This window comes from Empedobacter sp. EJD.6dd (assembly GCF_057369435.1).
In genome coordinates, this window is sequence record NZ_CM170667.1 from 883,760 (window position 1) to 903,291 (window position 19,532).

Consider the following 19,532-nt stretch of genomic DNA (forward strand, 5'->3'; position numbering starts at 1 on the left):
ATAAAAAAGGATGCTCTATACGAACATCCTTTGATTATAATTGAATTAATATTTTTATACTCTTTTCGTTTTTAATTGCAAAAATATTGCAGCAATAATCGATCCGACAGATGCCATAATAAATCCAACCCACAATTGCGAATTAAAACCTAATCCCATTGCAATAGGAATACCCCCTAAAAATGCTCCTAATGCATTTCCGATATTAAAGCTTGCTTGTCCAGCGGCAGCAGCTAAAGTTTCTGAGCCTTTTCCGTTATTAATTAACATCATTTGAATTGGCGAACCGATTGTAAATGCTATTAAACCTGTTACAAACGACATAATATAAGCCATTGCTTGAATATGAGAAGTAAAGTAAACAACTACCAAACAAACTGCCATAGACGCAAAGGAAATAATTGCCGCTTTATTTGGTGACATTGTATCTGCCATTTTTCCTCCAATAAAATTCCCAACAAACATTCCAAGACCAATCAGAGTCATAATAATTGGCACTTTCGCTTTTGGTAAATCTGCCACATTTGTCATTAGAGGAGAAATGTAACTTATCCATGCGAATAAACCAGAAGTTCCGATAGAAATCATCACAATTAATACCCAAGCTTCCCATTTTTTGAAAAAACTTAATTGCTCAACTAAACTTCCTTTGTTTGTGTTTTTAATATTTGGTACCCATAGCGAAATAGCCAACATAGTTACTAAGCCTAAACTTGCAACAATTCCGAAAGTTAATCGCCAAGAAAATAATTGCCCTAGTTTTGTTCCCAATGGAACACCAACTAAATTAGCAAAGGTTAACCCTGCGAACATAATAGAAATTGCTTGCGCTTCTTTTCCTTTTGTTGCTAATTGCGCTGCGACAACAGAACCAACTCCAAAGAATGCTCCGTGAGGTAAACCAGACATAAAACGAGCTATTAACAAAGTTGAATAGCTTGGTGCAATTACAAAAAGTGAATTAAAAATGGTAAACAGTAACATGAAAAAAATCAATACTTTTTTAGGCGAATATTTACTTGTAGCCATAATCAATGTTGGAGCTCCAACCATTACGCCCATAGCATACATTGATATAAAATTCCCCGCTTTTGGAATTGATATATTTAAATCTTTTGCAAAATCTTCTAAAACTCCCATCATCGAAAATTCCGTCATTCCGATGGCTAAACCTCCCATTGCTAAGGCAAGTAAACTCTTCTGTACCATTTATTCTTTTATTCTTCGTATAATTCGATCGGTAAACCGTCTGGATCTTCAAAAAAAGTAAACTTCTTTTGCGTATATTCATCCACACGAATTTCTTCGACCGATATGTTTAACTGCTTTAATTTTTCTACTTCATTTTCTATATTCTCTACAGCAAAAGCAATATGCCTCAATCCAGAAGCTTCTGGTCGAGAAACACGTTTTGGAGGATTTGGAAACGAAAATAGTTCGATGCAGTAATTATTTTGCAAAGCTAAATCTAATTTATAAGAATCTCGTTCTTTTCTGTAAACTTCTTGCAGAATTCTGAAGCCTAAAATATCAGTATAAAAATATTTCGACTTTTGATAATCGGAACAAATGATGGCGATATGATGTATTTTTTTTAATGTTAACATAGTTTAAGCGTAATGATTATTTTTTGCTCTTTCATATTGTGGCAACCATTCAATATCCTCTCCTAATTCTTTAGCAGCACGTAAAACAAAGTAAGGGTCTCTTAACAATTCTCTTCCTAAAAAAATTAAATCAGCTTCATTATTTTGAAGAATTTCTTCTGCTTGTTTTGGTTCAAAAATTAACCCAACTGCTCCAGTAATAATATCAACCTTATTTTTTACTTCGTTTGCAAACGGAACTTGATAATTTTTCTTAACTTCAATTTTTTGATGACTCACTCCGCCTCCAGACGAAATATCGATCACTTCTACTCCATCTTGTTTTAAAATTTTACATAATTCAACTGTCTCGTTCAAATTCCAACCATTTTCTGCCCAATCTGATGCTGACAAACGAATCCAAAGCGATTGCATAGTGATGTATTTCTTCATTTCAGCAACGATTTCTAAAACAAAACGAATTCTATTCTCGAAACTACCTCCATATTCGTCTGTTCGATTATTAATTAAAGGTGACAAAAACTGGTGAACCAAATAACCATGCGCACCATGAATTTCTAAAATTTCAAAACCTGCTTTTATCGCACGATCAGTAGCTTTACCCCAATCGATGATAACTGACTTTATTTCATCAATAGAAAGTTGATGTGGTAATTCATCGGTATCATTAAATGGCAAAGAAGAACTTGAAACAGTTTTCCAGCCATTTTTCTCATCAGATTTTATTTGTCTATTTCCAATCCAAGGTTTTTCTGTACTTGCTTTTCTACCAGCATGAGCCAATTGAATTCCTGGCACACAATTATAAGATTTGATTTCGGAAGTTAATTTCTGGTAAGCGTTGATATGATCATCTTTCCAAATTCCCAAATCCCCGTAAGAAATTCGACCTTCAGGTGAAATTGCTGTTGCTTCTTGTATAATTGCCGAAACATTACCAACTGCTCGAGAGATATAATGCTGAAAATGCCAATCGTTAGGAAATCCATCCTCCGAAGAATATTGACACATCGGTGACATAATGATTCTATTTTTTAACGTAATTGAATCATTTATTTTTATTGGTTCAAATAATTTTGTCATTACTTGTTATTTTCTAAATTAATTAAGGATAAAATTCGTGATTTTGATTCAGTTCTTACTAATGATTTCGCTTAAAATAATTTTAAATTCTAATCATTTTAAAAAATTTAAAAACAGTAGAAACTTACAAAATCATAAAGTATTTTAACAATTTATTTAAAACTGACAAAAAACATAAATTTAAAAAAATCTAATAATCAATCCGATATCATAGTAAATATCTAAGGTTCAGAATAATTTTTAATAAATCTTTCATTGTTTCTTAGTTTGTTCGTAATTTTACAAAAAAGTGAATTTTGGAAAAGAAAAAGATTGTCATTTTAGGTGCTGGATTTGCCGGACTTAAATTAGCCCGTAAATTAAATAATAACCCACACTTTTCTGTTACACTTATTGACCGCTATAATTACCATCAATTTCAACCTTTATTTTATCAGGTTGCTACTGCAGCGATTAACGCTAGTGATATTTCCTTCCCTATTCGAAAAGTTTTTCAAGGAAGTAAAAATGTAAGCGTTCGTTTAGCCGAAGTTACAGCAATTAAGAAAGAGCAAAATATTGTTGAAACCACAATCGGTGATTTTTCCTACGACTATTTGGTTGTTGCTATGGGATGTACCACAAATTTCTTCGGCAATAAACAAATTGAGGAATTATCATTCCCAATGAAATCGACAAATGAAGCTTTAACGCTAAAAAATCGATTATTAACCAACTTCGAGAGTGCATATTCTGCAGAAACTCCAGAAGAATTGGAAGAGATTATGAACATTGTCGTTGTAGGTGGAGGACCAACTGGAGTTGAGCTTTCAGGTGCAATCGCACAAATGAAAAAATTTATTCTTCCGAAAGATTATCCGGATTTAGATTTCTCTAAATTAAATATTTATTTGATTGAAGGAGGTCCAAATTTATTAGGTCCAATGTCTGAATTGGCACACAAAAAGTCTTATGAATATTTGACGAATATGGGTGTTAATGTATGGACAGAAGGTCGCGTAACTGACTACGATGGAAAAACAATTTCGTTAGCTGATGGTCGCACAATTAAAACTCGTAATTTAATTTGGGCTGCTGGAGTTATGGGAAATGTTCCTGAAGGAGCTGTTGCCCAAGAAGATTTGCAACGAGGAAATCGTTTAAAAGTTGATAGAACTTCTAAAGTTTTAGGAACACAAAACATTTATGCAATTGGTGATATTTCTTCGATGGAAACTCCTAAGTATCCTCATGGTCATCCTCAATTGGCACGTGTTGCTGGAGATCAAGCAGAGCAATTAGCTAAAAACTTTGATAAATTGGGACAAGGTTTGTCGGAAGATAAATTAACATTGTTCGAATATCAAGATCCAGGTTCTATGGCTACTGTAGGAAAACGTAAAGCAGTTGTAGATTTACCTAAATTTTCATTTTCGGGACGTTTGGCTTGGTTTACATGGATGTTTTTACACTTGATGTTAATCTTGACAGTTCGAAACAAATTAGCTATCTTCTTAAACTGGGCTCAAACTTATTTTACGAATGATTCGTCATTACGTATTATTGTACGTCCTACGAAAAAAGACTTTAGATTTAATTTAAAAGGTTACAGACGTTTCCCTAAAAATCGTGACAAAGAAGTAGAAGCTTAAAAAAACTACATCAAATAAAAAACTCCGCTAAATTTAGCGGAGTTTTTTATTTGATGTAGTTTTATTATTTTCTTGCAGAAGGTCTTCTCACTCCTGTTTTTATTCTTTCTGTTGATGCTGATTTAGCACTTACAACACCTTTAGCAGATTTATTATATAATTGAATAAATTCAAATAATCCATCAAAATCACCAGTTAGTGTTTTACCATTTGATACTCGTAAAGCAAAATTAGTATTTAACAAACTTCTGTTATAAGCATCGTAATAATTTCTAATATTCGTAGATCCTGAAGAAAAGTCTGAATCAACTAAAGAAAATGTTCCAGAATTTAAAACTGGTACATAATCTTGCATAACTGGATTTTCGTAATACTCAATATAATCTAAACCTCTATCTGCACCTTCTGTAACATAAGTTCCATTAAAATTTAAATCACCTCGTTGAAAGATCTCTAAATATAAATAAGCTCCATTTAATTTTCCATTTTTAGGAACTGCATTTGTAGATAATTCTACACTATAATAATAACCGCCATCAGCTTTCTCTATGTCTGCAACAACTGCATTTCTAAGAGGAAAAGAAACTCCATCATAATTAATCTGTCCTACATTTACTATATCAGGCACATAATATCCATCATCGTTATTGACACATGATGTTAGAGTAACTGATGAAACAGCTAACATTGCTAAAAATATAATTTTTTTCATAATTTCAAAATTTTCAAACTAATCTTATTTGCCATAATACAAATAGCGTGCTAAAGTAATAACAATATTAATTATGCATATAAAAAAAGTGTTGCAAAACCTCGCAACACTTTGATTTTAAATAAAATATTTTAGTGGTAATTTTTTATCCTTTGATAACAATTTCCATTTTTTCTTGCTCTTCTAAAGCCAATTCCAAATCAACTAAAATACGACCTGAATGCTCATCTGCAATAATTTTTTTACGTTGAGCAATATCCATTTGTCTTTGTGGTGGAATTGTAAAGAAAGATCCTGCAGATGCTCCACGTTGAACTGGAACTACAGCTAAACCATTTTTCACAGAACCTCTGATACGGTTGTAAGCGTCTAATAATCTTTGTTCGATTTTAGCAGAATATTCAGAAGATAACTTAATTAAAGTATTTTCTTCTTTTTCTGTATCTTTTACAATTGTATCTAATTCAGCTTTTTTGTGATCTAAATGCTCTTTCATCGAAGCTAATTTTGTATTAAAATCTTCGATTTGAGTATTTTTTTGTTGAATTTTGATTGTAAATTCACGAATACGTTTTTCAGATAATTCGATTTCTAAACCTTGGTATTCAACTTCTTTTGCTAAAGCATCAAACTCTCTGTTGTTACGAACGTTATCTTGTTGCTTCGTATATTTCTTAATTAAAGCTTCAGCATTTTTAATAGCTTCTTTCTTCAATTTAATTTCTTCATCCAAACCTTTCGTTTCGTCAACTACTTTTTGGATTCTCGTTTCTAATTGTGCAACATCGTCGCTCAAATCTTCAACCTCTAAAGGTAATTCACCTCTTGTGTTTCTGATTTCATCTAAACGTGAATCAATTAATTGCAAGTCGTATAACGCGCGAAGTTTTTCTTCTACGCTTAGTTCTTTGATATTTTTTGTTTCAGACATAGTTAACAATAATTAACAGGATTGGTATTAATTCCAGAATTAAAGACCACAAAATTAGTAAATTTTTCTTTAAGATACGAAGTTATTAAGTTTTTTGTAAACTGTTCTGACTCGAAATGTCCAATATCTGCCAAAACAAGCTTATTTTCAGCGGTAAAAAAATCGTGATATTTTAAATCAGCAGTGATATAAACGTCCGCTCTAGCCGAAATTGCATTTTTTATTCCAAAAGCACCAGAACCTCCAAGCACTGCTACTTTTTTAATTTTTTTGTTCAATAAATTCGAATGACGAATAATTGGCGTATTCATTTGTGATTTTAGATAATTGAAAAAATCCATTTCATCCATTTCATTTTCCAACTCGCCAATCATTCCAATTCCTACATAATTATTATGATTATTCAACGAAATAACAGAATAAGCGACTTCTTCGTACGGATGATTTTTGAATAATGCATTCATTATATCACCTTCTAAATGTTGTGGAAGAACTACTTCTACTCGCGTTTCATTTACCGTTTCTAACTTATTTAGTTCTCCTATAAATGGATTTGCACCTTCTATTGGTCTAAAATTTCCTTTTCCTTCTACCGTAAAACCACACGAATCGTAATTTCCAATTTTGCCAGCTCCAGCTTCGTACAAAGCATTTTTAAGAGCTTCAGCATTTTCTGAAGGAACATACGTAATCAGTTGTTTTAGCGTTTGAGATTTTGGAATTAAAATCTTTGTGTTCAATAAAGCTAATTGCTCAGAGATTTTAAAATTCACACCAACTTTTGAATTATCCAAAGCTGTATGCGTTGCATAAATGTTAATTCCATGTTTTATAGCTGTCATAACAGCTTTTTCTACATAGGTTTTACCATTTAATTTCTTTAAACCAGAAAAAATTATTGGGTGGAAACTTACAATTAAGTTACAATTTTTCTCAATAGCTTCTTCTACAACTTCTGGTGTTGTATCTAAAGTTACCAAAATTCCTGTAACCTCATCGTTGTACTCTCCAACCAATAATCCTACATTATCAAAATCCTCTGCATAAGCTAAAGGTGCAATTTCTTCCATCGCAGAAGCGACGTCTTTTACTTGTATCATTTTATTTTATTCAAAATCAATTTTTCGGTCGGAACATCGTGTTCGATACCTTTCCAATACGATTCAAAATTAAATTTTTCTAATAACTTTCGCGAAGCAATATTATCAGGATCGATGACGGCCATTACTTTTAAATCTGGAAATTTGTTTTGGGATTCTGATAGTAAATGTTCGCAAATCATTGACCCTAAACCTTTTCTCCAAAATTCTTTTTTAAGTAAATAACCTATCTCAAGCGAATTTTCTACATGTTTATTGTAAACTAATTTACAATCGCCTAAAAAATTATCTTCTTCATCATAAACTTTAAAAAATCCTAAATTTTCGTCAACCGAACTTTTTTCTAGGATGGATGTAAATTTGTGATTTGCTTGTTCTTCATTCAGACCTTTTCCAGAAATATACTTCATTTGGTCATCGTCTTGAACAAGTTTGTAATATTCGTTAAAATCTGAAGGTTTATACTTTTCGAATCGAAGTTTCTTCATGAAATTTTGTTAATGCTTTTAGTAAATTGATTTGATTTATCGTACGATTAAGATTTTGTTTTGGATAAGAAATTGAATAATAAACATCATTATTTAAATAATCTCCTAAAAATCTAACCGCTTGAATATAAATCACAATATACGCAACAAAATCCATATTTTCTACTTCAATCGATTCTAAATCATCTTTTAAATGTGCTAAAAAGCCTTTTTTAACCGCTTCATAATACTTAGATTCGAATAAATTTTCTGCACTTGGATCATCTTCTTCTTTCAAGTTTGCATAGGTTCTAATCATATCACCAAAATCGCATAAAATATTTCCAGGCATTATCGTATCCCAGTCTATAACAGCGATTGCTTGTGAATGATTATCATTATCAAACAAGAAATTACTTAACTTAGCATCTGCATGAACCACACGTTTCGGAAAATCTATTGCTAAATATTCTTTCACTTTCGATAAATTATCTAAAATGTAATTTACCTCCTCTTTTGTTTCTTGTAAACGTTCTTCTGAAGCATTTTCTAAGGCTTCATTAAAGTCTTTCATGCGTTTTTTGTAATCCAAAAAGCCATCAATTGACGGAAAAATTTGGTCTACATTTAAATCTAATAAGTACGAATGAAATTGACTAACAGTCTTCGCTGCCTCAAAAGCTTGTTCCGCAGATTCTACTTTATCAAAACAAATAGAATTTGGAATAAAAGAAGTTAATCGCCATGTTTCATCATTTTCTCTTGCTAAAAGGTTTCCTTGTAAATCTGGAATAATTTCGATGATTTGTTTTGGATAATTTTTTGCTTTTAAATGTGTTGAAACAAGTTGAATATTATTTGAAATAATATCAGGTTTAGGAAAAACCTTTGTATTTATTTTTTGTAAAATGTATTTTTTTCCTTGACTATTGACCTCATAAGTAGAGTTAATCCAACCAGAACTGATTGGATTAACTACTATTTGATCAATATTTTGAAAATAATGTTTTAATATTTTTTCCATTATATTTTATGCCCAAAGTGAATTTGGATATTTTTGATCATCAATTAAATTTTGAATCGAATTAACTACCACTTCTCTATCTTCTGGATAAGTCATTCCGAACCAATTGTCATCAGATTTTTTTACAATCACCTCCAATTGATCTTCTTTAATCATATCATTCACAACTTTTGGCAAGAAAAATTCTGCTTTCAATTGCGACGCATTTTCTTTCAAAAACTCTTCGAACTTATCTTCTAAATTTCTGAAAATTGATGGATGCAAAACAAAGAAATTCATTGAAACCGGCGAATCTGCATCTAATGGTGCTACTTTATCTTCTTCTTCGAAAACAATTTCATCTTCTTTAGAATATATATTTGTACGCTCCACTACATTTTCTAAAAGTCCGTTTGTAACCGTACAAACACCTCTTGAAACAGATCCGTTTTCACTTATTGTATTTGCTAATTTGTACGCAACCATTCCGTAAGTATTTGCCGTAATTTGGTCTTGTTGTACTAATTCATTTGCTTTTTCGAATGCTTTACGACCATAAAAATCGTCTGCATTAATAACAATAAATGGATTGTTTAAATGATTTTTTGTAATCAACAACGCATGTCCTGTTCCCCAAGGTTTCTCACGTTTTTCTATCGTATCGTAGATTCCTCTTGGTACTGAAGTATATGTCGTTTGAAGAACAAACTCAACTGAACCTCCATTCTTTTCAATAATATTTTGAAAATATTTTTTAGTTTCAGCATCAAATTGTTCGTTAATGATGAATACATAATGTTTTATTCCACATGAAAAAGCATCATAAATAGAATATTCCATTAATGTTTCTTTGCTTGGGCCAATTGGATCAATTTGTTTTTGACCTTTGTAGCGGCTACCCATTCCACCTGCTAATATGACTAATGATAAGGTTTTAAATTCCATAATTTTCTGTACCAAAAACTGGTTTTCTTGTTTTATATTTTCCTCTTGTAAAATCTGGCATTTCTTGAGATGCTCCGTTTCCTTCGATAGATTTTTCACTTAAAGGAGTAACAGCATACCAAGTTGCTAAATCATAAACGTCAAAAGGGAATTCTTTATTTTGTTTGATACACTCAATAAAATCATTCATTAAGAAAAAGTCCATTCCACCATGTCCAGCACCTTCTGCTTGTGTTTCGTACTTTTTCCAATATGGATGATCGTACGTTTTTAAATGATCTTCTGAACTTGCCCATTTGTGAGAGTGTTTCATTTCGTCTTCAAAGTAAATAAATCCTTGGCTAAATCCTCCTGAACCGATATCTTGCCAAATACCATCAGTACCTTGAATACGGAAACCTAAGTTATAAGGACGTTGTAATGATGTGTCGTGTGTTAATAGGATTGTTTCTCCGTTCTCACATTTTAACATTGTTTGTACAATATCCCCTTGTTTGAATTTTACTTTTGCATTTGGATGATCTGCTCCTCCATTTTTCACAATATAGTCTGTTAAACCTGCTTGTTGAGAAGCCATAGATGTAACATAAGTAATTCTATTACCACGATTAACATCCATCATTGTTCCAATTGGTCCTAAACCATGCGTTGGGTATAATTCTGCATTACGTTTTACATAGTGATTTGTACGCCAAGCAGCTTCTGAGAATCCTTTGTCACCAAATTCAACTCCTCCTCCGTAAGCTTGTTTACCATCATTAAATAATACATTTCTTAAATCATGTTGGTATCCTCCTTGTCCATGAACAATTTCACCAAACATTCCTTTACGAACCATATTCATTACAGCCATTACATCGCGACGGTAACAAACGTTTTCCATCATAAATACAGGAACTTTAGTTTTTTCGTAAGTATCTACATAATTCCAACATTCTTGTAAATTCATCGCACCACAAACTTCTAAACCAACAATTTTCCCTGCATTCATTGCTGCAATTGTTTGTTCTTCGTGGAATTCCCATGGAGTAGAAATAACTACTGCATGCATTCCTTTATTTTTATATAATTTTTTGTAACCATCTAAACCTTTGTAGTATTCTACAGGTTTTTTCTTGTGTTTAGCAAAAATTTTGTTACAACGATCAATCATTCTTTGATCTGGTTCAGCGATCCCAACAACTTCAACATCATTTCTCTTTAACAGCTCATCTAAATGTACCTGCCCTCTCATTCCACAACCTACTAGTCCTACTTTTACTTTATCAATTTTTGATGAAAAATTAAATAAAGAATCCGGAGATACTAATGCTACCGTAGATGCTGCAGCAGTCGATTTGATAAAATTTCTTCTGTCCATAGTGGTTTTTTAATTTTGTTTACTTAAAAATTTTTAAGATTGCAAAATATTAAAAAAAATTCAATAAACATCCCTGTTTAAGCATAAAATTAGTAGGTTTTAGGCGAATCCTTAGGAAATACTATAATAAATTCTGTCGTAGTAATTTTTTCGTTTTTTGATTTAATAACGGATAATTTTTCGTTTATATCATCTATTTCTAGAATTTCAATTACAGCTATTTTTAAATTTGGTCGGAAAAATTTTAAATACCAATAAATTCCACCGTAGTTTTTAGAATGATAATCACCATTGTAGTGAATAAAAAGATTATTTTCTTTCAAATTATTTAAAATAGATTCTACCATTGTAGCATCTTTTATTGCTTGTGCTGCCACAAATTGTTTTGCCTTAACTCCTGCGTGATCTCCCATCATTTTGATCATTTCTGGATAACCTGGTGCGTCATAATCTATTGTAATAGGTAATTTTGCTATAAATACTTTCTCATTAATAGAAATTGTATCAAGAGATTGAAGACCATTTTTTGCTACATAAGATGCGTATTTACGCGTAACGTTTGTCGCTATGAAAGACAGATTCTTTTCTTTTGCAAAATCTACTAATGGTTTATAATCTGTTTTATAATTACTCCAAAGCTTTTTATTTTTCTGAAAATCCTCATCAGAAGTTGTTCCTTTTATATAATTCGTTAAATCTGTTTGCTGATGACGTTCGAACATTTCTGCTCCAAGAATAAGCTGATTACCTTTAATAGTATATAATGCTTTAGTAGTTTGTAATTGTAACCAATGATTAACAGCATTGTTATGATGTTCTCCGAAAAGAACAACATCGTATTTCGCTAATTCTTTAATCATTTTACCAAAATCTGTTTTCTTTTCGTTTTTATTATAGATTTGATAAACTTTGTTATCTTGAGCATTTAGCTGTATCGAGGCAAAAATAATTAAGGTGTATAAAATCGCTTTCATGTTATTTAAATTAATTCTAAATTGTAACAAATTAACGAAAAACTATACATATAAAGAAAAACAAATTCAACTACTATGAATAAAGTTCTTGAAATAAATCAACTTACTAAAAATTTTGGCAGTTTTACAGCTGTCAATAACGTTACTTTTTCTGTAGAAAAAGGGAATGTATATGGATTACTTGGTCCAAATGGAAGTGGAAAGTCAACAACATTAGGAATGATTCTTAATGTAATCAATCCTTCAGCGGGTTCTTGGAAATGGTTTGGAGAAGAACCAAACAATAATTCGTTGAAGAAAATTGGTGCAATTATCGAAAGTCCAAAATTCTATCCTTATTTATCTGCTCAAAAAAATCTCGAAATTGTAGCTGATATCAAAGAAGCTAATTATACAAAAATTGATGAAAAATTAGAATTAGTTGGATTGCTTTCTCGTAAAAAAGACAAATTTCAACAATATTCTTTGGGAATGAAGCAACGCTTAGCAATTGCAGCAGCGTTATTAAATGATCCTGAAGTTTTAATTTTAGATGAACCTACAAATGGATTAGATCCACAAGGAATTATACAAATTCGTGAATTGATTATCAAAATCGCAGAACAAGGAACAACTATTATTTTAGCAAGTCATTTATTAGACGAAGTAGAAAAAGTATGTTCGCATGTGGTGGTGCTAAATCAAGGAAAAATGCTATACGCAGGTTCTGTAGATCAAATGAATTCGAGTTTTGGAAGTATCGAGGTTTCTGCTCAAAATATGGACAGTTTAGAATATACCCTAAAAACCTTCTCTTTTGTATCGAAAGTTACCAAAGAAAATAACAAACTTTATGCTGTTTTAGCCGAAGAAAAAGATCCTGCTGAAATCAATAAAATACTTTTTGAACAAGGAATTGTCGTAAATCATTTGGTGAAACGTAAAGAATCTTTAGAGCAACAATTTTTCCAACTAATCCAAAAACAAAACTAACATGAAAAGATTATTTAGCATAGAATGGAATAAATTATTCTACAACAAAGGGACACGCATCTTCATCATTTTATATTTTGTGATGATTCTTTTAATGGGAATTACATTGCCTAATTTCAAACCAATGATGAATGGTATTGAAATTAATCTCATCAAACTTGGAGCATTAGATTTTCCCTTTATTTGGCATAACATTACTTGGTTAATTGGTTTCGGAAAATTCTTTTTAGCAATTATTGTTATTAATAATATTACCAACGAATATTCTTTCGGAACATTTAAACAAAATACGATTGATGGTTTATCAAAAACTGAATTCTTAAATTCAAAAGTATTAATGAATGTGATTATTACATTTATTTCTACATTTTTGGTGGGCGTTTTAGTTTTTGGATTGGGTGCTTACTTTAGTGAAAAACCAGATTTCTTGAATGGAATCGAATTTTTAGGAGGTTATTTCATCGAGATTTTTGCGTATATCGTATTTGCTATGTTCTTATCATTTTTATTAAAGAAAAGTGCATTCGCTATTTTATCATTAATTGTATTGAATATAGTAGAATCAGTTTTAAAAGTTGTAGAATTTTTAGTTCGTTTCGGAAAAACACCACCTAAAAACCCAGAGGAAATAACATTAATATCAAATTTTTTACCATTAAATTCGAATGGTAAAATCATAGATTATCCTTCTTTAGATATCCAAAATGCAATTATGAAAGGTAAATTATTTTTGCCTGATAATATAAAATGGGAGTATTTCTCAATCAATGTTTTTTACATAATTTTATTTTTAGGTTTATCATTATTAATTATCAGAAAAAGAGATTTGTAGTTTAGAATTAAAAAAAGGTAGTTTTAATTATGATTACCTTTTTTTATACTTTTTTATCATTGATTCTCTTTCTTTATAAACTAAAAATTCTCCAAAATTATATCGAGATTTTGTAGGATTATATACTTTCCATATTTCATATATATAAATATCTTTATATTTTTTTTCTTTTTCATTTATAAAATCAAAAACATTTTTTTTTGGATTATTAATTTCCCAATTATTTACAGCGCTAAGAAAAAAGTGATCAAACATATAACTCTCTGGCAAAGTATATTTTTGAAATTCATTATTTGATAAATCATTAATAATTTTTAAATCGTTCTTGAGCCCATCTTTTAGTTTAGTTCTATTAATAAGAGTTAAATGATCATTAGTAGATATTTTATATAAAAAAATGTAATCGTCTTTAATATTTAATATATCATATTGTTCAGTAATACCATTCTTTGTAATTAAAATTGAATTATTATCAACTATCAATTCGTAAGACATATATTCTACTATACCATTTATTGTCATTAATAATTCACCATTATTTCTAAAAGTAAATAATAAACTATCATTAGAATTTTCTTCTAATAATGCCCAAGATTTACCTATTATATATGATTTACTAATCTCTTTCTCAATTCCTTTTTTAATTTTTTTTAATGAGTGATTAGTAAAAATTATAGTTTCATCGATATAATTATTATTTTTTACTTTTTTATTCTTGTTTGTGTTTTTTAAAACAAGATAAAAACAAAAAAAAATCAAGAATATCAATAATATCATTGGAAGTTCTGACATAACATTTCAATTAAAATGAATTCAAAAATAGTAATTATAATTAAATTATTTTTTATATAAAAATTGTTGTAAACAATATTCAACAAAGACTTTCCACTTTTTCAGTTGTTTGTTTATCTTTGCAACTATGCAAATGACAAATTTCGAGGAGCTAAAAGCTCTTTTAAAATCAACACCAAAGAAAATTGCAATTCTACCGCACAAAAATCCTGATGGAGATGCGATAGGTTCTACTTTGGCGATGTTTCATTATTTGAATAAATTGGGACATACGTGTAACATTGTTTCGCCAAACGATTTTCCGAAGTTTCTAAAATGGATGCCTTCTGCAAAAGATATTGTAATTGCAGATTACCGACCAAAAGTTGCAGAAGCTATTATACATCAAGCTGAGTTGATTTTTATCTTAGATTTTAATACTGTAAAACGAATAGACGACTTAGGAAACTGGGTTGAACGTTCGAAAGCACCAAAAATATTAATCGATCATCACCGCGAACCTGATACATTTGATTTTATGTATTCGGATATTGAAATGCCTGCAACATGTCAAATGGTTTACAATTTTATCCATGCGATGAATGATTTGGATAAAATTGACAAAGGCATTGCAGAATGTATCTACACAGGAATGATGACTGATACAGGTGGATTCCGTTTTCGTAATACATCAGCAGATACGCACAGAATTGTAGCAGAATTGATTGACAAAGGTGTAGAAGTTGACAAAGTAACTTCGTATGTAAATGATTCACAAACACAAGGACGTTTAAAGTTATTATCATTAACCTTAAATAATCTAACTTTTTTACCTGAATATCGTACAGCATTTATGTTTTTAAAACGTGAAGATTTGTTAGAAAATGGTTTTCAGAAAGGTGATACAGAAGGTTTTGTAAATTATGGTTTGAGTGTAGAAAATTTTATTTTCTCAGTTATTTTTATCGAAGATACACATCATAATTTCATTAAAATTTCGTTACGTTCTAAAGGTGATTTTGATGTAAATGAATTCTCTCGTAAGCATTTTAACGGCGGTGGTCATATGAATGCAGCAGGTGGACGTTCGGATATGAATATGGAAGAAACAATTGCTTATTTCCAATCACTTTTACCAGATTATCAAGAAAAATTAGCCAACATCGTTATCTAATGAAAAAAGTTATTGTATTCACGTTTGCGATATTTGCGATAATGAGCTGTGATCAGAAAGTTATTCAATATCCTGTTTCATATTCCAATGACGATTTTATGCAACGTTCGCAAGAGCGCGGAAAATTATTACATCAAGAAGAATTGCAATGGTTTGATGATTACATGAAAACATCTGATCTAAAATTCGTAAAAACTAATTCTGGATTTTGGATTTCGAATAGTGGTCAACGAACTGAACAAACAGCAAATAACGGAGATTATATTGAATACGAATACCAAGTAACTGATCTTGAAAACAATATTTTATATTCATACAACGACAATAAAACTCAGAAAGTAATTTTAGGAAAAGCCGATATCGTAAGAGGTTTGCAAGCTGGTTTACAATTGATATCAGAAGGTGAAAATGCTAAATTATTATTACCTTCGTTTCTTGCTTATGGTGGTTATGGTGATACACAAAAAATAGCACCTGACACACCTATTATTATGGATATAAAAGTCTTAAAAATTAAAAAACACTAATAGACAAAAAAGACTGTAAAGTAAAATGAAGAAAATATTATTAATCTTAACTGTCATCACTACCCTTGTTAGTTGTGGCGTTAAAATTCCAAAATCGATGAGTAAAGAAGAATTTAAAAGTTTAGAAGACGGATTGTATGCAAAAATGACAACAAATCATGGAGCAATGACAATCAAATTATACGAAGAACAAGCTCCAATGACGGTTGCAAACTTTGTTGGTTTAGCTGAAGGAACAAAAGAAAATAAAGCTAAAGCTAAAGGAGTTCCTTTTTATGATGGAATTGTTTTTCACCGTGTGATCAAAGATTTCATGATTCAAGGTGGTGATCCAGACGGAAGAGGTACAGGTGGACCTGGTTACGATTTCGAAGATGAATTTGATGCAACATTAAAACACGATAAAAAAGGTGTTTTATCTATGGCAAATTCAGGACCAGCTACAAACGGATCTCAATTCTTCATTACAGAAGTTCCTACTCCTTGGTTAGACGGTAAACACACTGTTTTTGGACAAGTTGTAGAAGGTTTAGAAGTTGTAGATTCTATTGCTAATGTAGAAAAAACAAGAGATGACAAACCTGTTGTTCCTGTTGTAATTGAAAAAGTAGAAATCGCTCGTAAAGGTGATAAATATGCTAAGTATAACGGTGGAGAAGCTTTTGAAACTGCAAAAGCAAATCATGCAAAAAAACAAGCAGAAGCAGAAGCTAAAATAAAAGCTGAAAAAAATGCTGAAATTGCACGTCAAAAAGAATTAGAAGCTAAAGCACAAACTACTCCATCTGGATTAAAATATGTTATTTTAGAAGAAGGAAACGGAGCAAAACCAGTTCAAGGAGATCCAATTCAAGTACATTACACTTTACGTTTAAACGATGGTGAGAAATTAGATTCATCTTATGATCGCAATCAACCATTAGACGCTACTGTTGGTGTAACAGGATTAATTCAAGGTTGGATGGAAGCTTTAACAATGTTCAACAGAGGTGCGAAAGTATTCTTAATCATTCCTGCTCAATTAGGATATGGAGAAAGAGGTGCTGGAGGTGTTGTTCCACCAAACGCAACTTTATATTTTGATATGGAAGTTTTAGATAAATAATCTATCATCAATAAATAATAGAAAGCCACTCAATTGAGTGGCTTTCTTTTTGTCCACATTTTTGAAATAACTATTTTTACTTCTTATCAAAACTCACATGAAAAATTTTACATCTTTAATTTTACTCATTCTCGGTTTACAACTAGCAAATGCGAGAGAAATAGTAAATTTTAATTCCAATTGGAGCTTCAAAAAAGGGCCATTTACCACAGCGGAAATCAACTACAATTCTATTTTCAAAGGTGATTGGCAATTGGTTCAAGTTCCACATACATGGAATGCGACTGATATGCAAACAAATCAAGTTAAAGCCGGTTTTTATAGTACTAACGAGCGCTTTTATGTTGGTGATTCGTATTACAGAAAATCTTTTACACCAAAAACTGAATGGAAAGGAAAACGTATTTTTATAAAATTTGAAGGCGTTGGTGCAAATGCAGAAGTTTACGTCAATAATTCGCCTCTAAAATCTACACAAAATAAGAACAAAGTAAGCTATCAAAGCGATACAAACAACGGAAATTATAATTTTGTTGGACGTCATCAAGGTGGATATTCTGCATTTGTTTTGGAATTGACAGGAATGATAAAATTTGATCAAGAAAATGAAATTTTAGTTAAAGCCAATAACGAGGAAAATCCAGCAATTATTCCTGTGAATCATGTTTTATTTCCTGTTTACGGCGGAATTTATCGTCCAGTTTCGTTAATTGTGACTGATCCTGTCAATATTGCTGTAAATGATTTTGCTTCGGATGGAATTTTTATTTCTCAGAAAAATGTAAGCAAAAAATCAGCAGATATTCATGTTAAAGTCAAAGTTGATAATAAATCTGGTCAACAAAATAACATCGAAATTTTCACTTCTATTATTGATCATAACAATAAAACTGTAAAATCTATCACTACTCCTTACACTCTATCGCCGCAAGGAAGACAAGAAATTATTCAAGATATCAAGGTTAATAATCCACATTTATGGAATGGTTTAGAAGATCCATATTTATATAAAGTGGTTACGCAAATCAAAAAAAATAATCAAGTTCTAGATGAAGTAGCGCAACCTTTAGGTATCCGTAAATTTGAGCTAAAAGCCAACGAAGGTTTCTTCTTAAACGACAAAAAATATCCGCTATATGGTGTCACAAGACATCAAGATCGCTGGGAAAAAGGTTCGGCTTTATCAAATGAAGATCACGATGAAGATTTAGCAATTATAAAAGAAATTGGTGCAACTTCTATTCGATTGGCTCATTACCAACAATCAGATTATTTTTATTCTAAATGTGATAGTTTAGGATTGATTATTTGGGCAGAAATTCCGTTTGTAAATCAGGTTACAACCTTGGAAGAAAATAATGCGATGCAACAATTGAAAGAACTGATTCGTCAAAATTACAATCATCCATCTATTTACACTTGGGGACTACACAATGAAGTTTATTCGCCAAATAATTACACGATAGAATTAACAACAAAGCTAAATGACTTAGCTAAAACAGAAGATCCTGATCGTTATACCGTGCAAGTTAGTGGTTATAATATAGTCGATCATCCAGTTAATAATAATGCGGATATACAAGGAATTAATCATTATTTTGGATGGTACAATGGCGAAGTCGAAAATTTGACAGACAAAGAAGATGTTGAAACTTGGGCGAATGAAATTTCGAAAAAGTTCAAAGATTACAAAATCATTTTCTCTGAATATGGCGCAGAAGCAAAACCTGAAGATCAAGTAGAAGTTGCAGGAAACTATGGAAATCAGTGGAGTGATCCTGCTTTTTTCCCAGAAGAATTTGCAACTAAATTTCATATTGTTCATTGGGCAACAATAGAAAAACATCCAATATTTTTGGGATCTTATGTTTGGAATACTTTCGATTTTGCAACACCTATTACAAGATTAAATGTTAATCCCAGAAACTACAAAGGTTTGGTTTCATTTGACCGAAAAATTAAAAAAGATCCTTTTTATTGGTACAAAGCAAATTGGAGCAAAGAACCTGTTGTTTATTTAACGCAGCGTCGAATGGTAAATAGAGGAAATGAATTTACAACTGTTACAATCTTCTCTAATCAAGGAACGCCAACGTTAACTGTAAATGGTAAAAAAATTGAAAATGTAAAAAATGGTTATAATAAAATTCATTTCGTTGCCGAAAATGTTCAATTGCAAAAAGGTGAAAATATAATTATTGCAGAAACTAATCTTAATGGAAAAATCGTTTCAGATAAAATTAGTTGGAACTATGATCCAAAATATAAAACTTCCCAAAAAGAAGCCACTACGAAAGATATACATGTAGGATTGTAGAAAGTGCATTATAACATAATT

Annotated in this window: 19 protein-coding genes; 7 read left to right on the forward strand and 12 right to left on the reverse strand. The window is 30.9% G+C overall.

The window, feature by feature from the left end; translation table 11 throughout:
- Positions 1 to 54: 54 nt before the first annotated feature.
- The 3 genes from AC2I98_RS04120 to AC2I98_RS04130 are packed head-to-tail and all read right to left on the reverse strand — an operon-like array spanning position 55 to position 2,690.
- A complete protein-coding gene (locus tag AC2I98_RS04120; protein ID WP_486413362.1) occupies positions 55 to 1,209 on the reverse strand; it encodes an MFS transporter in 1,155 nt (384 codons plus the stop codon).
- An 8-nt stretch (positions 1,210 to 1,217) separates the two neighbouring features.
- Positions 1,218 to 1,607, reverse strand: a complete 390-nt coding sequence (gene gloA2 / locus AC2I98_RS04125; RefSeq protein WP_486413363.1) for an SMU1112c/YaeR family gloxylase I-like metalloprotein — start codon at positions 1,605 to 1,607, stop codon at positions 1,218 to 1,220.
- Positions 1,608 to 1,610: 3 nt separating this feature from the next.
- The gene (locus tag AC2I98_RS04130; protein WP_486413364.1) at positions 1,611 to 2,690 is read right to left on the reverse strand and encodes an NADH:flavin oxidoreductase/NADH oxidase; all 1,080 of its coding nucleotides are present in this window, start codon (positions 2,688 to 2,690) and stop codon (positions 1,611 to 1,613) included.
- A gap of 296 nt (positions 2,691 to 2,986) precedes the next feature.
- Between AC2I98_RS04130 and AC2I98_RS04135 the strand changes: the two genes are divergently transcribed.
- Positions 2,987 to 4,321, forward strand: a complete 1,335-nt coding sequence (locus AC2I98_RS04135; protein WP_486413365.1) for an NAD(P)/FAD-dependent oxidoreductase — start codon at positions 2,987 to 2,989, stop codon at positions 4,319 to 4,321.
- Between the two features lie 64 nt (positions 4,322 to 4,385).
- On the opposite strand, the gene AC2I98_RS04140 is transcribed toward AC2I98_RS04135, so the two are convergent.
- The 8 genes from AC2I98_RS04140 to AC2I98_RS04175 all read right to left on the reverse strand — a co-directional run bounded on the left by AC2I98_RS04140 (position 4,386) and on the right by AC2I98_RS04175 (position 11,813).
- A complete protein-coding gene (locus AC2I98_RS04140; RefSeq protein WP_486413366.1) occupies positions 4,386 to 5,033 on the reverse strand; it encodes a hypothetical protein in 648 nt (215 codons plus the stop codon).
- 145 nt (positions 5,034 to 5,178) lie between these two features.
- A complete protein-coding gene (locus AC2I98_RS04145) occupies positions 5,179 to 5,964 on the reverse strand; it encodes a zinc ribbon domain-containing protein (RefSeq protein WP_486413367.1) in 786 nt (261 codons plus the stop codon).
- Between the two features lie 2 nt (positions 5,965 to 5,966).
- Positions 5,967 to 7,064: a Nif3-like dinuclear metal center hexameric protein gene (locus AC2I98_RS04150; RefSeq protein ID WP_486413368.1), complete on the reverse strand. Its 1,098-nt coding sequence runs from the start codon at positions 7,062 to 7,064 to the stop codon at positions 5,967 to 5,969.
- A complete protein-coding gene (locus AC2I98_RS04155; protein ID WP_486413369.1) occupies positions 7,061 to 7,552 on the reverse strand; it encodes a GNAT family N-acetyltransferase in 492 nt (163 codons plus the stop codon). Before AC2I98_RS04155 ends, AC2I98_RS04150 begins: the two co-directional genes overlap by 4 nt.
- Positions 7,524 to 8,555 (reverse strand): phosphotransferase enzyme family protein, encoded by a 1,032-nt coding sequence (locus AC2I98_RS04160; protein ID WP_486413370.1) that lies wholly within the window; start codon positions 8,553 to 8,555, stop codon positions 7,524 to 7,526. The genes AC2I98_RS04155 and AC2I98_RS04160 overlap by 29 nt, the downstream gene beginning before the upstream one ends.
- Positions 8,556 to 8,561: 6 nt before the next feature.
- Positions 8,562 to 9,479 carry a nucleotidyltransferase family protein gene (locus AC2I98_RS04165; protein WP_486413371.1) on the reverse strand — a complete coding sequence of 306 codons (918 nt, stop codon included), beginning with the start codon at positions 9,477 to 9,479 and terminating at the stop codon, positions 8,562 to 8,564.
- Positions 9,469 to 10,839, reverse strand: coding sequence for a Gfo/Idh/MocA family protein (locus AC2I98_RS04170; RefSeq protein ID WP_486413372.1), 1,371 nt, complete (start codon positions 10,837 to 10,839; stop codon positions 9,469 to 9,471). Before AC2I98_RS04170 ends, AC2I98_RS04165 begins: the two co-directional genes overlap by 11 nt.
- A gap of 89 nt (positions 10,840 to 10,928) precedes the next feature.
- The gene (locus AC2I98_RS04175; protein ID WP_486413373.1) at positions 10,929 to 11,813 is read right to left on the reverse strand and encodes a ChaN family lipoprotein; all 885 of its coding nucleotides are present in this window, start codon (positions 11,811 to 11,813) and stop codon (positions 10,929 to 10,931) included.
- 75 nt (positions 11,814 to 11,888) lie between these two features.
- Here AC2I98_RS04175 and AC2I98_RS04180 point away from each other — a divergent pair, with 75 nt between their 5' ends.
- Complete coding sequence (locus AC2I98_RS04180; protein ID WP_486413374.1) at positions 11,889 to 12,785, forward strand: ABC transporter ATP-binding protein; 897 nt, start codon at positions 11,889 to 11,891, stop codon at positions 12,783 to 12,785.
- A gap of 1 nt (position 12,786) precedes the next feature.
- Positions 12,787 to 13,617 (forward strand): ABC transporter permease, encoded by an 831-nt coding sequence (locus tag AC2I98_RS04185; protein ID WP_486413375.1) that lies wholly within the window; start codon positions 12,787 to 12,789, stop codon positions 13,615 to 13,617.
- Positions 13,618 to 13,650: 33 nt separating this feature from the next.
- On the opposite strand, the gene AC2I98_RS04190 is transcribed toward AC2I98_RS04185, so the two are convergent.
- The gene (locus tag AC2I98_RS04190) at positions 13,651 to 14,409 is read right to left on the reverse strand and encodes a hypothetical protein (protein ID WP_486413376.1); all 759 of its coding nucleotides are present in this window, start codon (positions 14,407 to 14,409) and stop codon (positions 13,651 to 13,653) included.
- A 127-nt stretch (positions 14,410 to 14,536) separates the two neighbouring features.
- On the opposite strand from AC2I98_RS04190, the gene AC2I98_RS04195 reads away from it, so the two are divergent.
- The 4 genes from AC2I98_RS04195 (at position 14,537) to AC2I98_RS04210 (ending at position 19,511) form a co-directional block, all read left to right on the forward strand.
- The gene (locus AC2I98_RS04195) at positions 14,537 to 15,562 is read left to right on the forward strand and encodes a DHH family phosphoesterase (RefSeq protein WP_486413377.1); all 1,026 of its coding nucleotides are present in this window, start codon (positions 14,537 to 14,539) and stop codon (positions 15,560 to 15,562) included.
- Positions 15,562 to 16,089 (forward strand): FKBP-type peptidyl-prolyl cis-trans isomerase, encoded by a 528-nt coding sequence (locus tag AC2I98_RS04200; protein ID WP_486413378.1) that lies wholly within the window; start codon positions 15,562 to 15,564, stop codon positions 16,087 to 16,089. The genes AC2I98_RS04195 and AC2I98_RS04200 overlap by 1 nt, the downstream gene beginning before the upstream one ends.
- A 25-nt stretch (positions 16,090 to 16,114) precedes the next feature.
- On the forward strand, positions 16,115 to 17,194 hold the full coding sequence (locus AC2I98_RS04205; RefSeq protein ID WP_486413379.1) for a peptidylprolyl isomerase: 1,080 nt from the start codon (positions 16,115 to 16,117) through the stop codon (positions 17,192 to 17,194).
- A 97-nt stretch (positions 17,195 to 17,291) separates the two neighbouring features.
- Positions 17,292 to 19,511 (forward strand): glycoside hydrolase family 2 protein, encoded by a 2,220-nt coding sequence (locus tag AC2I98_RS04210; protein WP_486413380.1) that lies wholly within the window; start codon positions 17,292 to 17,294, stop codon positions 19,509 to 19,511.
- Positions 19,512 to 19,532: the final 21 nt, after the last annotated feature.